General features: G+C 43.3%; 17 protein-coding genes. All 17 read right to left on the bottom strand.

Annotated elements, in window-relative coordinates; all coding sequences use genetic code 11:
- Nucleotide 1: 1 nt before the first annotated feature.
- The 17 genes from AN213_RS06395 to fliL all read right to left on the bottom strand — a co-directional run bounded on the left by AN213_RS06395 (nt 2) and on the right by fliL (nt 16189).
- Nucleotides 2-766 (bottom strand): flagellar motor protein, encoded by a 765-nt coding sequence (locus tag AN213_RS06395; RefSeq protein ID WP_054562170.1) that lies wholly within the window; start codon nt 764-766, stop codon nt 2-4.
- Nucleotides 759-1922 carry a chemotaxis response regulator protein-glutamate methylesterase gene (locus AN213_RS06390; RefSeq protein ID WP_054562171.1) on the bottom strand — a complete coding sequence of 388 codons (1164 nt, stop codon included), beginning with the start codon at nt 1920-1922 and terminating at the stop codon, nt 759-761. Before AN213_RS06390 ends, AN213_RS06395 begins: the two co-directional genes overlap by 8 nt.
- A gap of 62 nt (nt 1923-1984) precedes the next feature.
- The gene (locus AN213_RS06385; protein ID WP_055197967.1) at nt 1985-4288 is read right to left on the bottom strand and encodes a chemotaxis protein CheA; all 2304 of its coding nucleotides are present in this window, start codon (nt 4286-4288) and stop codon (nt 1985-1987) included.
- Between the two features lie 15 nt (nt 4289-4303).
- Nucleotides 4304-5071, bottom strand: a complete 768-nt coding sequence (locus AN213_RS06380) for a protein phosphatase CheZ (RefSeq protein ID WP_054562173.1) — start codon at nt 5069-5071, stop codon at nt 4304-4306.
- A 17-nt stretch (nt 5072-5088) separates the two neighbouring features.
- On the bottom strand, nt 5089-5472 hold the full coding sequence (gene cheY / locus AN213_RS06375) for a chemotaxis response regulator CheY (protein ID WP_016708035.1): 384 nt from the start codon (nt 5470-5472) through the stop codon (nt 5089-5091).
- 40 nt (nt 5473-5512) lie between these two features.
- On the bottom strand, nt 5513-6223 hold the full coding sequence (locus AN213_RS06370) for an RNA polymerase sigma factor FliA (protein ID WP_054562345.1): 711 nt from the start codon (nt 6221-6223) through the stop codon (nt 5513-5515).
- Nucleotides 6224-6249: 26 nt separating this feature from the next.
- Complete coding sequence (locus AN213_RS06365; protein WP_054553259.1) at nt 6250-7110, bottom strand: MinD/ParA family protein; 861 nt, start codon at nt 7108-7110, stop codon at nt 6250-6252.
- Nucleotides 7103-8584, bottom strand: coding sequence for a flagellar biosynthesis protein FlhF (gene flhF, locus AN213_RS06360; protein WP_055020706.1), 1482 nt, complete (start codon nt 8582-8584; stop codon nt 7103-7105). The genes AN213_RS06365 and flhF overlap by 8 nt, the downstream gene beginning before the upstream one ends.
- A 20-nt stretch (nt 8585-8604) precedes the next feature.
- Complete coding sequence (gene flhA / locus AN213_RS06355; RefSeq protein WP_055020705.1) at nt 8605-10716, bottom strand: flagellar biosynthesis protein FlhA; 2112 nt, start codon at nt 10714-10716, stop codon at nt 8605-8607.
- A 71-nt stretch (nt 10717-10787) separates the two neighbouring features.
- Nucleotides 10788-11918, bottom strand: a complete 1131-nt coding sequence (flhB, locus tag AN213_RS06350; RefSeq protein WP_054562176.1) for a flagellar biosynthesis protein FlhB — start codon at nt 11916-11918, stop codon at nt 10788-10790.
- Between the two features lie 9 nt (nt 11919-11927).
- Nucleotides 11928-12707: a flagellar biosynthetic protein FliR gene (gene fliR / locus AN213_RS06345; RefSeq protein WP_054553263.1), complete on the bottom strand. Its 780-nt coding sequence runs from the start codon at nt 12705-12707 to the stop codon at nt 11928-11930.
- Nucleotides 12708-12977: a flagellar biosynthesis protein FliQ gene (gene fliQ / locus AN213_RS06340; protein WP_054553264.1), complete on the bottom strand. Its 270-nt coding sequence runs from the start codon at nt 12975-12977 to the stop codon at nt 12708-12710. It lies immediately after the preceding gene.
- A 40-nt stretch (nt 12978-13017) separates the two neighbouring features.
- Nucleotides 13018-13758: a flagellar type III secretion system pore protein FliP gene (gene fliP / locus AN213_RS06335; RefSeq protein ID WP_054553265.1), complete on the bottom strand. Its 741-nt coding sequence runs from the start codon at nt 13756-13758 to the stop codon at nt 13018-13020.
- Between the two features lie 4 nt (nt 13759-13762).
- Complete coding sequence (gene fliO, locus AN213_RS06330) at nt 13763-14146, bottom strand: flagellar biosynthetic protein FliO (protein WP_054553266.1); 384 nt, start codon at nt 14144-14146, stop codon at nt 13763-13765.
- Nucleotides 14143-14544, bottom strand: coding sequence for a flagellar motor switch protein FliN (gene fliN / locus AN213_RS06325; protein ID WP_054553267.1), 402 nt, complete (start codon nt 14542-14544; stop codon nt 14143-14145). The genes fliO and fliN overlap by 4 nt, the downstream gene beginning before the upstream one ends.
- 22 nt (nt 14545-14566) lie before the next feature.
- Nucleotides 14567-15658: a flagellar motor switch protein FliM gene (gene fliM / locus AN213_RS06320; RefSeq protein WP_054553268.1), complete on the bottom strand. Its 1092-nt coding sequence runs from the start codon at nt 15656-15658 to the stop codon at nt 14567-14569.
- Nucleotides 15659-15667: 9 nt separating this feature from the next.
- Entirely contained in the window at nt 15668-16189 is a 522-nt protein-coding gene (gene fliL, locus AN213_RS06315; protein WP_054562177.1) for a flagellar basal body-associated protein FliL, read from the bottom strand.
- Nucleotides 16190-16239 lie beyond the last annotated feature (50 nt).

Genomic DNA, 16239 nt, shown 5'->3' with positions numbered 1-16239 from the left:
ATTACTCGTCAACTAAGCTTGGGCGCTCTACACGGTACGCCTCAAGTTTTAGTTCGATATTTAGTGGGCTTTCACCTTGCGAAATAGCAATAATGCCTTCAGCAAGTAGTTCATGATACAGCATTTTTTGCTCAACTTGCTGCTTAAGTTTGTTCGCCATAGGCAAGAATAATAAGTTAGCTAAACCAACACCATAAATAGTAGCGATAAACGCAGTAGCGACACCGGCACCCAGTTTTTCAGGATCGGTGATAAATTGCATGGCCTGAATCAAACCGAGTACCGCACCTAGAATACCAATTGTAGGGCTATAACCGCCCATGGCTTCGTAAACCCGGCTTACCTCTAGTAAGCGCTCGCGTTCAAGCATTAAATCAATTTCAAGGGTATCTCTGAGCTTTTGCTCATCAATCCCGTCAACAAGTAGACTCAACCCCTTTGCCGCATAAGGATCTGAATGCGACAGCGCTTCAGACTCAAGGGCTAAGTAACCTTCTTGGCGTGCTTTGTGTGACCAACGCTTAACTTGTTCGATGGCTGCATCAATATCGTGATATGGCGGAAAAAACACCCAATGACTGATCTTTAGTGTTTTAGTAAAAACACTTGCAGGGGTTTGCAGCATCACAGCCCCAAGCGTACCACCGAGTACGATGATAAGCGCAGGACCATTAAATAGTGCAGAAACAACACCGCCCTCTAATGCATAACCAAAGGCGATGGCACTTATCGCGACAATTAAGCCAAGAAAAGATAGCTTATCCACAACCAGTCTCACGTGTTAGGCGAGCTGCAACATCGGTTAGTGCTAAGCTCTCGCTCGCCAGCCCCGCATTTGCAACAGCTTGTGGCATACCATACACCACACTGGTTTTTTCATCTTGCGCCCAAATAGTAGCACCGACTTGCTTAAGCATACGCGCACCATCACGGCCATCAGCGCCCATGCCCGTTAATACGACAGCTAGCACATCACCACCAAAGGTTTTTGCAGCACTAGCAAAAGTCACATCAACACTCGGTTTATAAGTAATACGCGGACTGTCGTCTTCAAACACACGTAGTGTGCGAGAGCCGCCTCGTCCTTCTATTAGCATTTGTTGACCACCAGGTGCTAAATAAGCGGTACCAGGCATCAAGCGGTCACCATTCTGCGCTTCTTTCACATTGATTCTGCATAAGCCATTGAGGCGGGCTGCAAAAGCAGGTGTAAACGCAGCTGGCATATGCTGAATAAGCAAAATTGGATGCGGAAAGTTAGCTGGCAGCTGAGTTAAAATTGTTTGTAGCGCTACAGGTCCACCGGTTGATGTACCAATAGCAACCAACTGATATTGCTTGCCCGAAGCGCGAATGTTACTTGTACTCGATGACGAGGCTGCAGGCGAGCTAGCAGGAGCTGGACGGCTAAAGCTGCGATCAGGCTGAACAATCCCGCTGCGAGCACTTGTACTGCTACTGCTCCGTGGTACAGGTGCCGGAGTTGGTCGCGAAATAGGTGCTGGGCGCGCAAAACGAGAAAGGCGACGGCGACCAATCTCTTTTACTTTATTTTGTAAAAGCGCGATTGCATCTTCATTGTTGCGCGCAATATCTTCGAATTTTTTCGGTAAAAAATCTAAGGCACCAGCATCAAGTGCATCTAGGGTTGCTGTTGCACCATCACGGGTGAGTGATGAGAACATTAGAATAGGAGTCGGTGTTGCTGCCATTATTTCTTTCACGGCACTAATGCCATCAAGAACCGGCATTTCAACATCCATAGTAATTACATCAGGTTTTAATTCACGGGCTTTATCGACCGCTTCACGACCGTTTACGGCAAAACCAATCACTTGAATATTGCTGTCTTGCTCTAAAATTTCGCTTACACGGCGGCGAAAAAAGCTTGAATCATCAACAACTAATACTTTGACTGCCATTGGCACTCTCTTGTTTTATATCATTCAAAGTGCAGCTAAATGCTGCACTTTATTATTTATTATTAGCCAACGTAGTGTTTAAGCATGCTAGGTACGTCGAGGATCAATGCAATGCCACCATCAGAAGTAATTGTCGCACCTGCCATACCTGGTGTGCCTTGTAATAAGGCATCTAAAGGTTTAATAACAACTTCCTCTTGACCTATTAACGAGTCAACTACAAAGCCCACTTGCTTAGTACCTATTTGTACAATCACCACGTGACCTTCGGCTTTACGCTCTTGGCGGTTGGCACCTTTTACTAACCAATGTTGTAAATAGAAAAGCGGGATCGCTTTTTCACGTACAATAATTGTCAGTTGGCCATCAACTACGTTAGTTTTAGTTAAATCAAGGTGGAAAATTTCGCTAACACCAGCAAGTGGTAATGCAAAAGTTTGCTCACCCACAACAACCATTAAGGTCGGTAAGATAGCAAGTGTTAATGGCACCTTGATTTCAAGTACAGTACCTACACCCAGCTCAGACTGAATATTAACCGAGCCATTTAACTGAGTGATTTTAGTTTTAACAACATCCATGCCCACACCACGGCCTGAGATGTCAGAGATCTCTTCTTTGGTTGAGAAACCTGGTGCAAAGATTAAGTTGTACGCTTCGGTATCCGACAAGCGACTTGCTTGGTCGTGATCGATCACCCCTTTGCTAATTGCGATTTTTTTCAGTTTCTCAGCATCCATACCTGCACCATCATCACGAATGGTTAGTAGGATGTGATCACCTTCTTGTGATGCCGAAAGCGTTACGGTACCTGTACGCGGTTTACCTGCGGCTTCACGCACATCTGGCATTTCAATACCATGGTCAACAGAGTTACGCACTAAGTGCACCAATGGATCAGCAAGTGCTTCAACAAGGTTTTTATCTAAATCGGTTTCTTCACCAACTAGCTGCAGGTTAATATCTTTTTTCAAGCTACGGGCTAAGTCACGAACAACCCGCGGGAAACGGCCAAATACTTTCTTAATTGGCTGCATGCGGGTTTTCATAACCGCGCCTTGCAAGTCTGCGGTTACCACATCTAGGTTAGAGATGGCTTTGCCCATTGACTCGCTATTGCTGTTATTAGCAAGGCTCACTAAGCGGTTTCGGACCAATACCAGCTCACCCACCATGTTCATGATTTCATCGAGACGTTTAGTATCAACACGTACCGTTGTTTCTGCCTGTGGTGGTGGCGCTTTTTTCGGTGCAGCAGAGGCTGCAGGCGATTTTTCTGGTGCTTTTGCAGGAGCTGGAGCAGGTTTAGGCGCTGCGGCAGCAGGTTTAGGCGCAGGTGCCGGTTTTGATGCTGCAGGCTGTGCTGGTTTTGCAGGTTCTGCTTTTGGTGGTTCAGGCGCTTTTTCTGGCGAAGCCGTTTCTAAAGACTGAGGAGCAGTACCTTTACCGTGTAATTCATCAAGCAGCGCTTCAAACTCGTCATCGCTAATTTCATCGTCTGAGTCATTGCTTGAAGTATCTGCTGCAGGTGCTTGAGGAGCCGGCTGTGCTGGTTTTGCTGCTTCAGGCTGAGCAGAAGTATCTTGTTTTACTTCACCGAAGTTACCAACGCCATGCAGTTCGTCTAATAAGCTGTCAAATTCATCATCGGTAATATCGTCACTATCACTGCTAATTGCTTCAGGAGCAGTCGCTGCTGGACCTTGCCCTTTGCCATGCAGTTCATCTAGTAAGCTTTCAAATTCGTCTTCGGTGATTTCGTCAATATTTTGAGGCTCAGCGCTGCTATCTGCAAGACCGCCGCCATCAAATAACATATCAAACGCAAACGGGTCATCTTCATCGATATTGTCTGTTGCTGTATCTGCTGTGACTTCAGGCGTATCAACAGCAGGCTCTTCAACTGCGGGTTCTTCAGGTGCAACTGCAACATCCTCTGCTACAGATAAGTCTTCACCTGCAAGCTCTTCTGCGGTTGGTGGCTGACTTAATTTATGAAGGACTTCTAATAGGGCTGGATCTGCAGGCTCTGGCTGTTCGCGATTTTGAATCGTAGCGAACATTTCGTTGATAGTATCGAGAGCCTGTAAAATTACGTCCATTAGTTCTGGTGTTACACTGCGTACACCTTGACGTAATAAATCGAAAACATTCTCTGCACCATGACACGCATCTACAAGCTCAGTCATACTTAAGAAGCCTGCACCACCTTTAACAGTATGGAAGCCTCTAAAAATGGCGTTTAATAGATCTTTGTCTTCTGGGTTGTTTTCAAGCTCGACTAATTGCTCTGACAAAAGCTCTAAGATTTCTCCTGCTTCAACAAGGAAATCCTGTAATATATCTTCATCGACTTCAAAGCTCATGCAGCTACTCTCCTCTTAGAAGCCCAGACTTGATAATAGATCATCGACTTCATCTTGTCCTGAGACAACATCATCGCGAGACTCTTTATCAATAATTGGCCCTTCAGGACCTGCTAGTGTGTCACTTGTTGCAGGTGCTTTTTCTATGGCCTGTTTTTCTTGTTGTTGATGACCATCTTCTTGACTGCCAAACACAGTTAAGAGATTAATTAAACTGTCTTCTACCTCTCGCACCAACTCAATAACACGGCGAATAACTTGTCCGGTTAAATCCTGATAATCCTGCGCCATCAGCACATTAGTCATCAAACCTTGGAGCTCATCGGTTTTGGTATGCGAGTTATTCATGAACTTATCTAAGCTATGACATAACGATTTAAATTCACCGAGTTCAATTTCTCGGTTCATTAAACGATCCCACGTAGGTTTGATTGCGGCAATTTCATCAGCAAGTTGTTGCGCTATTGGTAAACTTGCTTCAACCGCATCCATGGTTTTATTGGCGGCGCTTTCTGTCATTTCCATAACATAATTTAAGCGCTGCTTAGCGTCTGGGATCGCGTCGGTAGTTAAATCAGTGAGACGAGTATCTAGGTCAAAGTTTTTTAACGCTTCATGAAGCTGACGCGTCAATTTGCCGACTTCAGCAAACAACTCTGATTGTTCTTTTGATGCAGCGTCAAGAATGAGCTTATCTGCTTTTTCTTGTTCACCATTTTCAAGATACTCAACAAGTTGACGAGCTTGCTCTAAACTTATTTGAGGCGCAGCAAGTGCTGACATAAGCCTCTCCCCTTAGATTAACCTAAACGTTCAAACACTTTTTCCAATTTGGTTTTAAGTGTCGCAGCAGTGAATGGTTTAACGATATAGCCATTAACACCTGCTTGAGCAGCAGCAACAATTTGTTCTTTTTTCGCTTCAGCTGTCACCATTAATACAGGAATATGCTTAAGGCTATCATCAGCACGAATTGCACGTAACAAATCAATACCTTGCATACCAGGCATGTTCCAATCTGTTACAACAAAATCAAATTCTTGATTTTGTAGCATTGGCAATGCTGTTGAACCGTCGTCAGCTTCCTGCACATTGGTAAAACCTAAATCCCTTAATAGATTTTTAATGATACGTCTCATTGTAGAAAAATCATCAACAACAAGAATTTTCATGTTTTTATCCAAAACATCCTCCGGTGAGGTTTGAACCTTTATTTACTTACTACTAATTAATCCAGTCATTGATTTTTGCTTTGAGCTTAATCATCGCCTGACCATGTATTTGACTCACACGCGACTCGCTAACATCGAGTATGTGTCCTATTTCTTTTAAGTTCATTTCGTCGTTGTAGTACAAAGACAAAACGAGAGCATCTCTTTCTGGTAACGATTGGATAGCCGTTAATAGAGACTGGTTAAACCGCTCATTTTTAACGTTATTAAACGGTTTGTCTAGTCCTAAATCCTGACCTACTGGTGTGATGACGTCTTCATCTACACCTAAATCTTCAATACCTAATACTTTACTCGAATTTACATCATGTAGAATATGATGGTACTCATCTAGCGTAATATCAAGTTTTTCAGCGACTTCAGTATCTTTGGGCTCACGATTTAAAGTGCTTTCTAATTCGGAAATGGTTTCAGCCACAAGGCGGGCATTTCGGTGAACTGAGCGTGGCGCCCAGTCACCTCTACGAATTTCGTCTAACATCGCACCACGAATACGAATTCCAGCGAAGGTTTCGAAACTAGCACCTTTGCTAGCATCAAAGTTTTTTGACGCTTCAATTAGGCCTATCATACCTGATTGAATTAAATCATCGAGTTGCACACTGGCAGGTAAACGAGCAATTAGATGGCACGCCACTTTTTTGACTAAAGAGGCATGTTTTTCGACAATCGCATTTAAATTCTGTGCTGATTGATATCCCATCGCTTTATTCACCGATGTTGTCATAGTTAGCCGTTTACTAGTTTTTCAATAAAAAATTCTAAATGGCCAGACGGTTGATTAGGGATCGGCCACTTAACTGCTTTTGTTGCTAATGTTTTAAACGCCACCGCTGCCGGTGAGTTCGGGAATAATTCAACAATCACCTTTTGACGTCGCGTAGATTTACGCATGTTCTCGTCATAAGGAATGGTTGCTACCAACTCCATTGAAACATCTAAAAAACGATCCGTTACTTTTGAAAGTTTAGCAAATAATTCTTGCCCTTCACGCAAACTGCGCACCATATTGGCAACAATTTTAAATTTATATACGCCATGCTCACGGCTAAGCACTTTAATAAGTGCGTAAGCATCAGTAATTGAGGTAGGTTCATCGCATACAACCACAACAACGTCTTGGGCTGCACGAGAAAAGCTTAATACCATGTCAGAAATACCTGCGGCGGTATCGACAATTAAAATATCAAACTCGGTATTTAACTCGCTAAAAGCGCGAATAAGGCCTGCATGCTCAGATGGCGTTAATTCAACCATGCTTTGTGAACCAGACGTTGCTGGTACAATTTTGATGCCCGCAGGGCCTTCAACAAGAATTTCGTCAAGCTCACACTCGCCTGACAAAACATGAGATAAATTACGTTCAACACGAAGGCCAAGCATTACGTCACAGTTTGCCAAACCTAAATCGGCATCTAATACTAATACACGATTTCCTTGCTGACCTAATGCGATTGCGGTATTGAGTGAAACGTTGGTTTTACCCACTCCACCTTTACCGCCAGTAACAGCGATAACTTTAACGCCACTATTATTATTTTGATTCATTTTGCGCAGGCCGCTTGCTTGATCTAATACTGTGTTAATCATACATCCCTACTGTGTTCGACGCTACTGCTTGACGTCTTGAATGTTGTGCTTTTGCTCGTTTTAAATACAATTGTTCAGCTTTTTTCACTAGTTTTTCAGCATTCGCTACGCGAATATCCTCAGGAACGCGCTGACCGTTAGTAAGATACCCTATTGGCAGGCGATTTTGAATCGCTATGCTAATAATCTCACCTAAACTTAAAGATTCATCCAATTTAGTGAAGATACAGCCACTTAGGTGAACCTTTTTAAAGTGTCTTACGGTTTCTTGCAACACATTTATCTGTGCTGTAGCACTTAATACTAAATAACTACGAATATCAACACGCTGATTACGCATTAGGGTATTTAACTGCTCAGTTAAACGTAAATCACGTTGGCTCATACCCGCTGTGTCTATTAATACTAGACGCTTATTACGTAAATGGTATAACACTTCAGCTAATTCATTCGCATCTTTTACCTGCTTAACACCACAGCCAATAATACGACCATAAGTAGCCAATTGTTCGTAGGCACCAATTCTGTAGGTATCAGTGGTGATCAACGCCACTTTATCAGCACCATATTTTTGTGCACCCAGTGCAGCTAATTTTGCAACTGTGGTTGTTTTACCAACGCCTGTTGGACCCACTAACGCAAATACACCGCCTTGACGCAGAATTTCGTTATTCGTTGTATGCATTTGGTTTTCAACCATTTGCAGAAGTGCTTGCCACGCTTGTTGACGTGATACGTCGTCAGGAATGAAACAAGCCATTTGCTCTGCAACATCACGTTCAATACCCATACCTGCTAAGCGGTCAATCATACATGCACGAGTCGGATCACGGCGTGCCATATCTTGTTGCATTAAGCCAGATACTTGGTGTTCAAGTAATTGACGAATCGCATTCATTTCTTCACGCATGGTCGTCATTTCTGATTGATTCGCAGGTGCTGAGTTTTTGTGCTCGGCTGGTGAATCTAAATCATCAAAACCAGAATCTAAGTCGTCATCAAAACCTAAGCTATGTGCTTGAGTTTGTACACGAGGTGCTGCTTGCTGTTGATAACGAGGAGCTTGCTTATATTCAGGCTGTTGCTGCTCAAAGCTTGGCTCTTTTGGTTGATAGTGTTCACTCGTATCAATACCAGATTGACTAAACATTGACGCAAGCTCTGGCGAACGAGGGCGTGGGGCTTGACGCTCAAGTAACGCTTGTAGGCTATCAGCAACTTTCGCTTGCGGCTCAGGTTTAGCACGCATTGGCTCAGGTTTAACAAAGTTATGCTGTGGAGCAGGTGCTGATTGTGCCACTGCTGGTTTAGCTTCGGCTTTCGGGGCTGCTTTGTCGTAATCAACAGCTGCAACGATTTCAACGCCGTTAGCAAGCTTTTTGTTCGACATAATAACCGCATCAACACCTAGTTCATCTTTCACTTCTTTCAGTGCTGTGCGCATATCTTTAGCAAAAAAACGTTTAATTTTCATGGTTCAACCCCTTTACTATCCTATTGTTGGCCTACTGAGCTGACAATCTTAATCTGTCTTTCGTCTGGTACCTCTTGGTAAGACATCACCCTTAAACCTGGGATGGTGTACTTAACGAAGCGAGATAACACAGTTCTTAACATTCCTGACGTTAACAGTATCGAAGGTTCACCGGCCATTTCTTGGTTTTGATGCGCTTCATTCAATGATTGTTGAAGTCGCTCTGCAAGGCTTGGCTCTATTCCGGCACCTTCGTCACCTGCATTCTGAAGTGACTGATGCAACATCTGTTCCAACTCAGGCGCCAAGGTTATGACAGGGATCTCAGAAGACATACCAACAGCGTCTTGAACGATCAATCTGCGCAGTGAAATTCGCACTGCAGCCGTTAGTACATCAGGGTCTTGGCTACGTGGGCCATACTCAACAAGGGTTTGAACAATCGAGCGCATATCGCGAATTGCCACCCCTTCATTGAGTAAGTTTTGTAGCACTTTTACGATAGTAGTGAGTGGTAATACGTCAGGAACCAGTCCTTCAACAAGACGTGGATGACTCTTCGCTAACATATCTAGTAAGTTTTGTACTTCTTCATGACCAAGTAGTAAAGCAGCACTGTTAGTAAGTAACTGGCTGATATGAGTTGCAACCACAGTTGCTGAATCAACGACGGTATAGCCAAGTGATTGTGCTTCATCTTTTTGATCAGGTTTGATCCACACCGCATCTAATCCAAATGCAGGGTCTGTAGTGGCAACCCCTTTGATTGGACCAAATACTTGGCCTGGATTAATCGCTAACTCATCACCATGCTTAAGCTCACCCTCACCGCTTGAAACACCCATCATAGTAATTCTGTAAGCGTTAGGGTCGAGCTCTAAGTTATCGCGAATGTGCACAGGAGGTACTAAGAAGCCAAGCTCCTGAGACAGTTTTTTACGAACACCTTTAATACGATTTAACAGTTCACCACCTTGAGATTGGTCAACAAGTGGAATCAATCGATACCCCACTTCTAAGCCAATAACATCAACTTGCTGAACGTCATCCCAACCCAGCTCTTTTTGTTCTTGTTTATTGGCAACACCTGTACCTGGTGCACCACCATTTGCCTCTTGCTCTGCTTTTTCGGCTTCTGCTTTGGCTTTTTGTTGCTGTGTGAAATAAGCAAGGTAACCTAGTAATGCACCCAAGCTTAAAAATGCGATGTGCGGCATACCCGGCACAATACCCATGATGATTAAAATACCTGATGCGATATAAAGTGATTTTTCGTTACCTAGCTGTGTCTTAACTTGGTCGCCCATGTTGTGCGATTCATTTTGACGGGTAACAACGATTGCGGTACCGATAGACAGTAATAGTGAAGGTAGCTGTGCAACTAGACCATCACCAATGGTTAGCAAGGTGTACACTTCCATCGCACGGCTGAACGATAAATCATGTTGGATCATACCAACAAATAAACCACCAACGATGTTAATCACTAGAATAACGATACCCGCTATCGCATCGCCTTTTACGAACTTACTCGCACCATCCATTGAACCATAGAAATCGGCTTCGCGGGTGACTTCTTCACGACGTTCACGAGCTTGCTCTGCACTGATGAAACCGGCGTTTAAGTCAGCATCAATCGCCATTTGTTTACCTGGCATTGCGTCAAGAGTAAAGCGAGCTGATACTTCAGAAATACGGCCAGCACCTTTGGTGATAACCACAAAGTTAATAATGATTAAAATCAGGAAGACCACTAAACCAACTGCATAGTTACCGCCGATAACCACCGAGCCAAAGGCCTCGATAACTTTACCGGCTGCATCTCCACCATTATGACCTTCTAGCAATACCACACGGGTACTGGCGACATTCAGTGCTAAGCGCATGATGGTTGCAATTAGTAGAACCGCAGGGAACATACCAAATTCAAGTGGTTTCATGGTGTAAACAGTAACTAGTAACACCACCAGTGCTAACGCGATATTAAACGAAAATAGAATATCTAAAAGAAATGGCGGCAGGGGTAAAATCACCATGCCCAGCGCAGCAAGTACCATTAACGGCGTGCCGATACCCTTCGCATATTCTTTTTTATCTCTGTTAAGTTGTTGTAATACCGCTTTAAATTCCATAATTCAACAATTTCAAAATATTGACACTACACGGAATTTGCAATAACTATTCCAAGTTATATAACTACTGACTAATATTTGTAAGCATCGGGTATTGGGAGCTTTTTATTAAGTGGAACAGGACGTTTTCCACGCCCTTTTTGGAAGCGCTTTAACTGGAAGACATAAGCTAGCACTTGCGCAACGGCTGTGAATAGCTGATCAGGTATTTGATTGCCCACATCGGTGGTGTGATACAGCGCACGTGTAAGCATCGGTGACTCAACAATTGGCACGTCATTACCCTTACCCACTTTACGAATTTGCATAGCAAGCTCGTCTACGCCTTTAGCAAGCACAATTGGCGCACCCGCTTTAGCTGTATCGTATTTAAGCGCGACTGAGTAGTGCGTCGGGTTGGTTACAATCACATCGGCATCAGGCACGTCTTGCATCATACGCCTTTGCGACATTTCACGCTGAGTACGGCGAATACGCGCTTTTATTTGCGGATCACCCTCAGAGTTTTTAAATTCGTCTTTTACCTCTTGTAAGGTCATTTTTAACTGTTTATGGTGTTTGTGACTTTGATAAGGAGAATCTATTGCTGCAATAATGATTAACGTACAAGTTAACCCCAAGAACATCCAAGATAGTATTTCGAGTGCATGGATAAAATTTCCCGGCGCGCTTTCAATGCTTAGGTGCAGTATTTCATCAAAGAAAGTATTAATTAAGAACACCGCAAAACCTGCAACCACTACAAATTTTAAAATAGACTTAACTAGCTCTACTCCTGCTTGAGGGCCAAGCATACGCTTAATACCTTTAGCCGGCGACATCTTACTTGCTTTTGGTGCTGCCGCTTGCCAACTAAAGTTATAGCCCCCCAGTAAAGTATTCCCAACAAAAGCGGCTATCACGATGATCAACACAAACATTGCCATAGGGAATAACAACGCATCCGCAACAATTCCCCACACTGAAAACATTTTAGTGGTGTCGTAGGTTTCATTACGGTTAAGGCTTAATAAGCGCCCCATCACATTATAAAGACCTTTGCCAATTTCAGGTCCATACAACAATAAGGAAATAGCTGAAAAGATAAGCACAAACATTGTACCTAGCTCTTTTGAGCGGGCAACCTGACCTTTCTTTTTGGCATCATCAATTTTTTTCTGCGTGGGTTCTTCGGTTTTTTCTTGACCTGAATCTTCAGCCATGGCGTGCTCCTAAGGTGTACAACCAACAAGGCTGCACATTAACTCAACCATTTTTAACCACTGAAACTCAAATTGAGTCATGAAGTTACCTAGCGTTGCCCAAATAATCACGAGCCCAGCCACTAAGGTAAACGGAAAACCAATCGAAAAAATATTTAACTGCGGTGCCGCACGGGTCATCACACCAAACGACATGTTAATAACCAGCATAGCTGTCAGTGGTGCTAAAGCAAGCACCAAGGCTGTGGTGAACATCCAACCGCCCCAAGTAACGATATCCCAATAATGATCAACCGCCCACCAATTGCCATCAATTGGTAATACTTCAAAGCTATGAATGACCATTTGGATCATCATTAAGTGACCATTAAAAACAAAGAACAGTAAGGTAGCCAAAATCAGGTAAAACTGACCCACAGCGGGTACACTCAGACCATTCGATGGATCAACGACGGACGCAAAACCAAGACCAGTTTGCATCGCGAGTATTTGCCCTGCTAAAACAAAGGTATTTAATAATAGTACTGAAGCAAAGCCTATCGCCACACCAATAAGCATTTGCTGAATGACCACAAGGATCATCTCAAACGAAAATAAGTTATTAAAAGTCGCAGGGGGCAGCATAGGCACAGCAACAAAGGTTACAACTACCGCTAAACCAAGCTTAATTCGGCTTGGTACATTCTTCGCACCAAGGCCTGCCATGATCATAATCATTGAGCTAATACGCACTAATGGCAGCAAAAAATCGCTGAGCCATTGAATAATAACCGCAAATGGAAATTCCATTTAGCCTGCTATCTCCGGTATCGACATCACTAAGCGAGTGAAGTAGTCCATAAGCTCTTGCGTGAACCAGTGACCACCGATAATAAGTGCGCTTATGGTAATCAGCAAACGAGGTAAAAAGCTTAAGGTTTGCTCATTGATTGATGTTGCCGCCTGGAAAACTGCCACTACAAGACCGACTAATAAGCCAGGTACTACGATTGCAGACACTAACTTTATAACTAAGAATAGCGCGTCACTGAGTATATCGACAAAAATTTCTGGTTCCATTTTGTCTCTCCTACCTAATTATGTGTCTTGAATTGCATTGTTACACCCCGAGCCCAAAGCTCTTCGCCAGCGTGCCCATCACAAGGCTCCAACCGTCTACTAATACAAACAGCATAATCTTAAACGGCAAAGATACAATCATCGGCGAAAGCATCATCATACCCATGGCCATTAATACGGAGGCCACGACTAAATCCACAATCAAAAATGGGATGAAAAACATAAAACCAATGATAAAGGCCGTTTGCAATTCGCTGGTAACAAACGCTGGGATCAATACAATCAACGGCGTGTCTTCTGGCGAATCTAATTGCTCATAACCAGCTATTTTCGCAAAAGTCTCTAAATCTTTTATACGAACTTGCGAGAGCATAAACGCTTTCATTGGCTCTTTGGCAAGCTCTAATGCTTGTACTGAGGTAACTTGTTCATTCAAGTATGGCTCAATAGCGCGCTCATTCACCTGCTGATAAATTGGCGCCATAATAAAAATACTTAAAAACAGCGACATACCTAACAAAATTTGATTCGATGGCGTTTGTTGTAGGCCTATTGCTTGGCGTAATATCGCCAGAACCACAATAATCCTTGTAAATGAGGTCATCATAATGACCGCCGCTGGAATAAAGCTCAGCGCCGTCATGATCGCTAACACTTGTAGCGTCACGGAGTAATCTTGAGAGCCATCAGGGTTGGTGGTAATGGTCAGTGCTTCTATGCCTTCAGCATTAACCGACGGCAAAAACAACACACTTGCTAAAATAAGTATCCACTTGATCATAGCGTTAATTCTTTTTATTTGAAGGTGATTGTGGGTTCAGCAACTTACCAAATTTTTTGGCAAGTTCTGGCAGTTCTTTTTCTTGTAGTGGTGTTTCTAGCTTATGCAGGTAGTTAATACTATGCGGGGTCACACCAATTAAGTGCTGAGCGTTATCGATTTCAATGACCATCAAGCGCTCACGAGAGCCCAAAGGCAAACTGCGCACTACTTTAAATTCATCACTGTTGGCAAGGTTTGGGTTTAATTTTTTAACCAAAAAAGCCAAAGCAATAATAACCACCAGCACTAAAAGCAAAGACATCACCATAGACAGTAAATCTGCCGTCGGTGATGCCGTAGGAAATGCAGTGCTCGACGCACTTGTTAAAGCAACTAAAGCATTCATCGTAACTTTTTAATACGCTCAACTTGGCTGATAACGTCAGTTAAACGAATACCGAACTTATCGTTGACAACAACCACCTCACCATGCGCAATCAGGGTGCCATTAACCAATACATCAAGTGGCTCACCAGCGACTCGGTCTAGTTCTACCACTGAACCTTGGTTAAGCTGTAATAAGTTACGAATGTTGATTTTTGAACGACCCACTTCCATCGAAATAGTAACTGGAATGTCCAAGATAGTATCAAGTTTACGTTTTTCGTCGCCAGACAGCTCATGTCTTTCATCTTTTAACTCATCAAGCTCCGCTACAGCAGCATCACCTGAGCCACCCTCAGCTTCTTCAGCTTCGGCTAGTGCCGCAGCCCATTCGTCCATTGTATCTTGATCATCACTCATTATGTTTAACCTTATAAATCGACTACCAGTCTAAATCTACACCTTCAGATAGATGTAGATCTTCTTCTAGTTCTGCTAATTCTGCATCTGAATCCAGTTTTTTGCCACCTTTTGTGAACACATGTAGTTCTGACTTAACTGATTCAGGGCGTTTAATTTTTTCACTAATTTGTAGTGCCACATTGTCACGAGAGCGGCCCATTTTCGCTCTGAAAGTCGGCAATTCTTCTACAAATACGGTGATATGTTCTGGCATTTCAACAGGGATAATATCGCCAGCTTTAAGCTCCATAATCTGTTGTAGCGTTAGATCAACCTCAAGCAATTGAGTCGATAAATCGACCTCAACATCCATGATCTCATCACGTAATGCTTTACTCCAACGTAAGTCAGTGTCTTCAGTGTCTGATTGCACACCGGCATCGAGTAATTCACGGATTGGCTCAAGCATCGAATAAGGTAATGCGATATGGAAATCACCGCCACCACCATCTAGCTCAATATGGAAAGAGCTAATAACAACCACTTCAGTTGGACTTACGATGTTAGCCATCGCTGGGTTAACTTCTGAGTCAAGGTACTCAAAAGACACATCCATTACCGGCGCCCATGCTTCTTTATAATCTTCGAAGATGATTTTAAGCAGCATTTGAACAATACGGCGTTCTGTTGGGGTAAATTCACGGCCTTCTATTTTTGCATGATAGCGGCCATCACCACCAAAAAAGTTATCCACTAAAATGAATACTAATCGGGCTTCCATGGTAATTAGGCCGGTGCCCTTCAACGGACGAAAACGTACCATGTTCAAACTAGTTGGCACGAATAAGGTATGAATATATTCGCCAAATTTAATCATTTGTACGCCGTTAATCGACACCTCAGCGGTGCGGCGCATCATGTTAAATAGGCTAATTCGCATATGACGGGCAAAACGTTCATTCACGATCTCCAAGGTCGGCATACGACCCCGAACAATACGATCTTGTGATGAGAAGTCATACTGTAAGGTATTACTGTCTAAGTCATCACCTTCGTGAATATCTTCCTCTTCGACTTCATCAACGCCATGTAAGAGCGCATCAATTTCGTCTTGAGATAATAAATCGCTCACGCTGACCCCTTATTGCATCACAAAGCCGGTAAATAATACCCGCTCTATCACTTTGCTACCTTCAACATCACTTAATGCTGATTGTACTTTTTCAAGTGCAGCAACACGTACTGACTCTTTACCTTCACTGGTACCTAATTCATCTGCGGTCGTTGTTGAAAGAACGCCAAGTAAGGTACTTTCGATAAGTGGAATATGCTTTTTGGCAGTTTCTTCGTTCACTTCACCGCGAACAAGTAGCTGAACTTTTATTTGTACAATTCGGTCGCGACTAGCACCGGGTACATTAAATACAAATGGGCGTGGCATTGCGACATACAGAGCCGAACCAATCTGTGCGGAGCTCGATGGTGCAGCAGCCTCTGTCACTGTGGTTTCATCTGCTAGGCTTTCTTCAGGGGCATCATCGCCCATAAATAAAAAGTAACCCGCAGCAGCACCAGCAATCAACACTACAGCAGCAATGATGATAATCAGCTTCTTTTTGCCTTTACCCGTATCTTCTATTTCTAAATTTGCTTCTTCGGCCATTGTCACTTCCCTCAAAGTTACAGCAAGCTGTTTATCGCGCTGTAACTATT

The sequence above is a fragment of the Pseudoalteromonas sp. P1-8 genome, assembly GCF_001399985.1.
Classification (GTDB): Bacteria; Pseudomonadota; Gammaproteobacteria; order Enterobacterales; family Alteromonadaceae; genus Pseudoalteromonas.
The sequence above is the reverse complement of the archived record's forward strand: the minus strand, read 5'-3'. Positions and strand labels throughout refer to the sequence as shown.

Bases quoted from the DNA above. Each gene is read 5' to 3' on its own strand.
- AN213_RS06390 (WP_054562171.1), bottom strand. From the start codon at position 1,922: ATGGCAGTCAAAGTATTAGTTGTTGATGATTCAAGCTTTTTTCGCCGC.
- AN213_RS06385 (WP_055197967.1), bottom strand. From the start codon at position 4,288: ATGAGCTTTGAAGTCGATGAAGATATATTACAGGATTTCCTTGTTGAA.
- AN213_RS06380 (WP_054562173.1), bottom strand. From the start codon at position 5,071: ATGTCAGCACTTGCTGCGCCTCAAATAAGTTTAGAGCAAGCTCGTCAA.
- AN213_RS06370 (WP_054562345.1), bottom strand. From the start codon at position 6,223: ATGGGATATCAATCAGCACAGAATTTAAATGCGATTGTCGAAAAACAT.
- AN213_RS06365 (WP_054553259.1), bottom strand. From the start codon at position 7,110: ATGATTAACACAGTATTAGATCAAGCAAGCGGCCTGCGCAAAATGAAT.
- flhF (WP_055020706.1), bottom strand. From the start codon at position 8,584: ATGAAAATTAAACGTTTTTTTGCTAAAGATATGCGCACAGCACTGAAA.
- flhA (WP_055020705.1), bottom strand. From the start codon at position 10,716: ATGGAATTTAAAGCGGTATTACAACAACTTAACAGAGATAAAAAAGAA.
- flhB (WP_054562176.1), bottom strand. From the start codon at position 11,918: ATGGCTGAAGATTCAGGTCAAGAAAAAACCGAAGAACCCACGCAGAAA.
- fliR (WP_054553263.1), bottom strand. From the start codon at position 12,707: ATGGAATTTCCATTTGCGGTTATTATTCAATGGCTCAGCGATTTTTTG.
- fliQ (WP_054553264.1), bottom strand. From the start codon at position 12,977: ATGGAACCAGAAATTTTTGTCGATATACTCAGTGACGCGCTATTCTTA.
- fliP (WP_054553265.1), bottom strand. From the start codon at position 13,758: ATGATCAAGTGGATACTTATTTTAGCAAGTGTGTTGTTTTTGCCGTCG.
- fliO (WP_054553266.1), bottom strand. From the start codon at position 14,146: ATGAATGCTTTAGTTGCTTTAACAAGTGCGTCGAGCACTGCATTTCCT.
- fliN (WP_054553267.1), bottom strand. From the start codon at position 14,544: ATGAGTGATGATCAAGATACAATGGACGAATGGGCTGCGGCACTAGCC.
- fliL (WP_054562177.1), bottom strand. From the start codon at position 16,189: ATGGCCGAAGAAGCAAATTTAGAAATAGAAGATACGGGTAAAGGCAAA.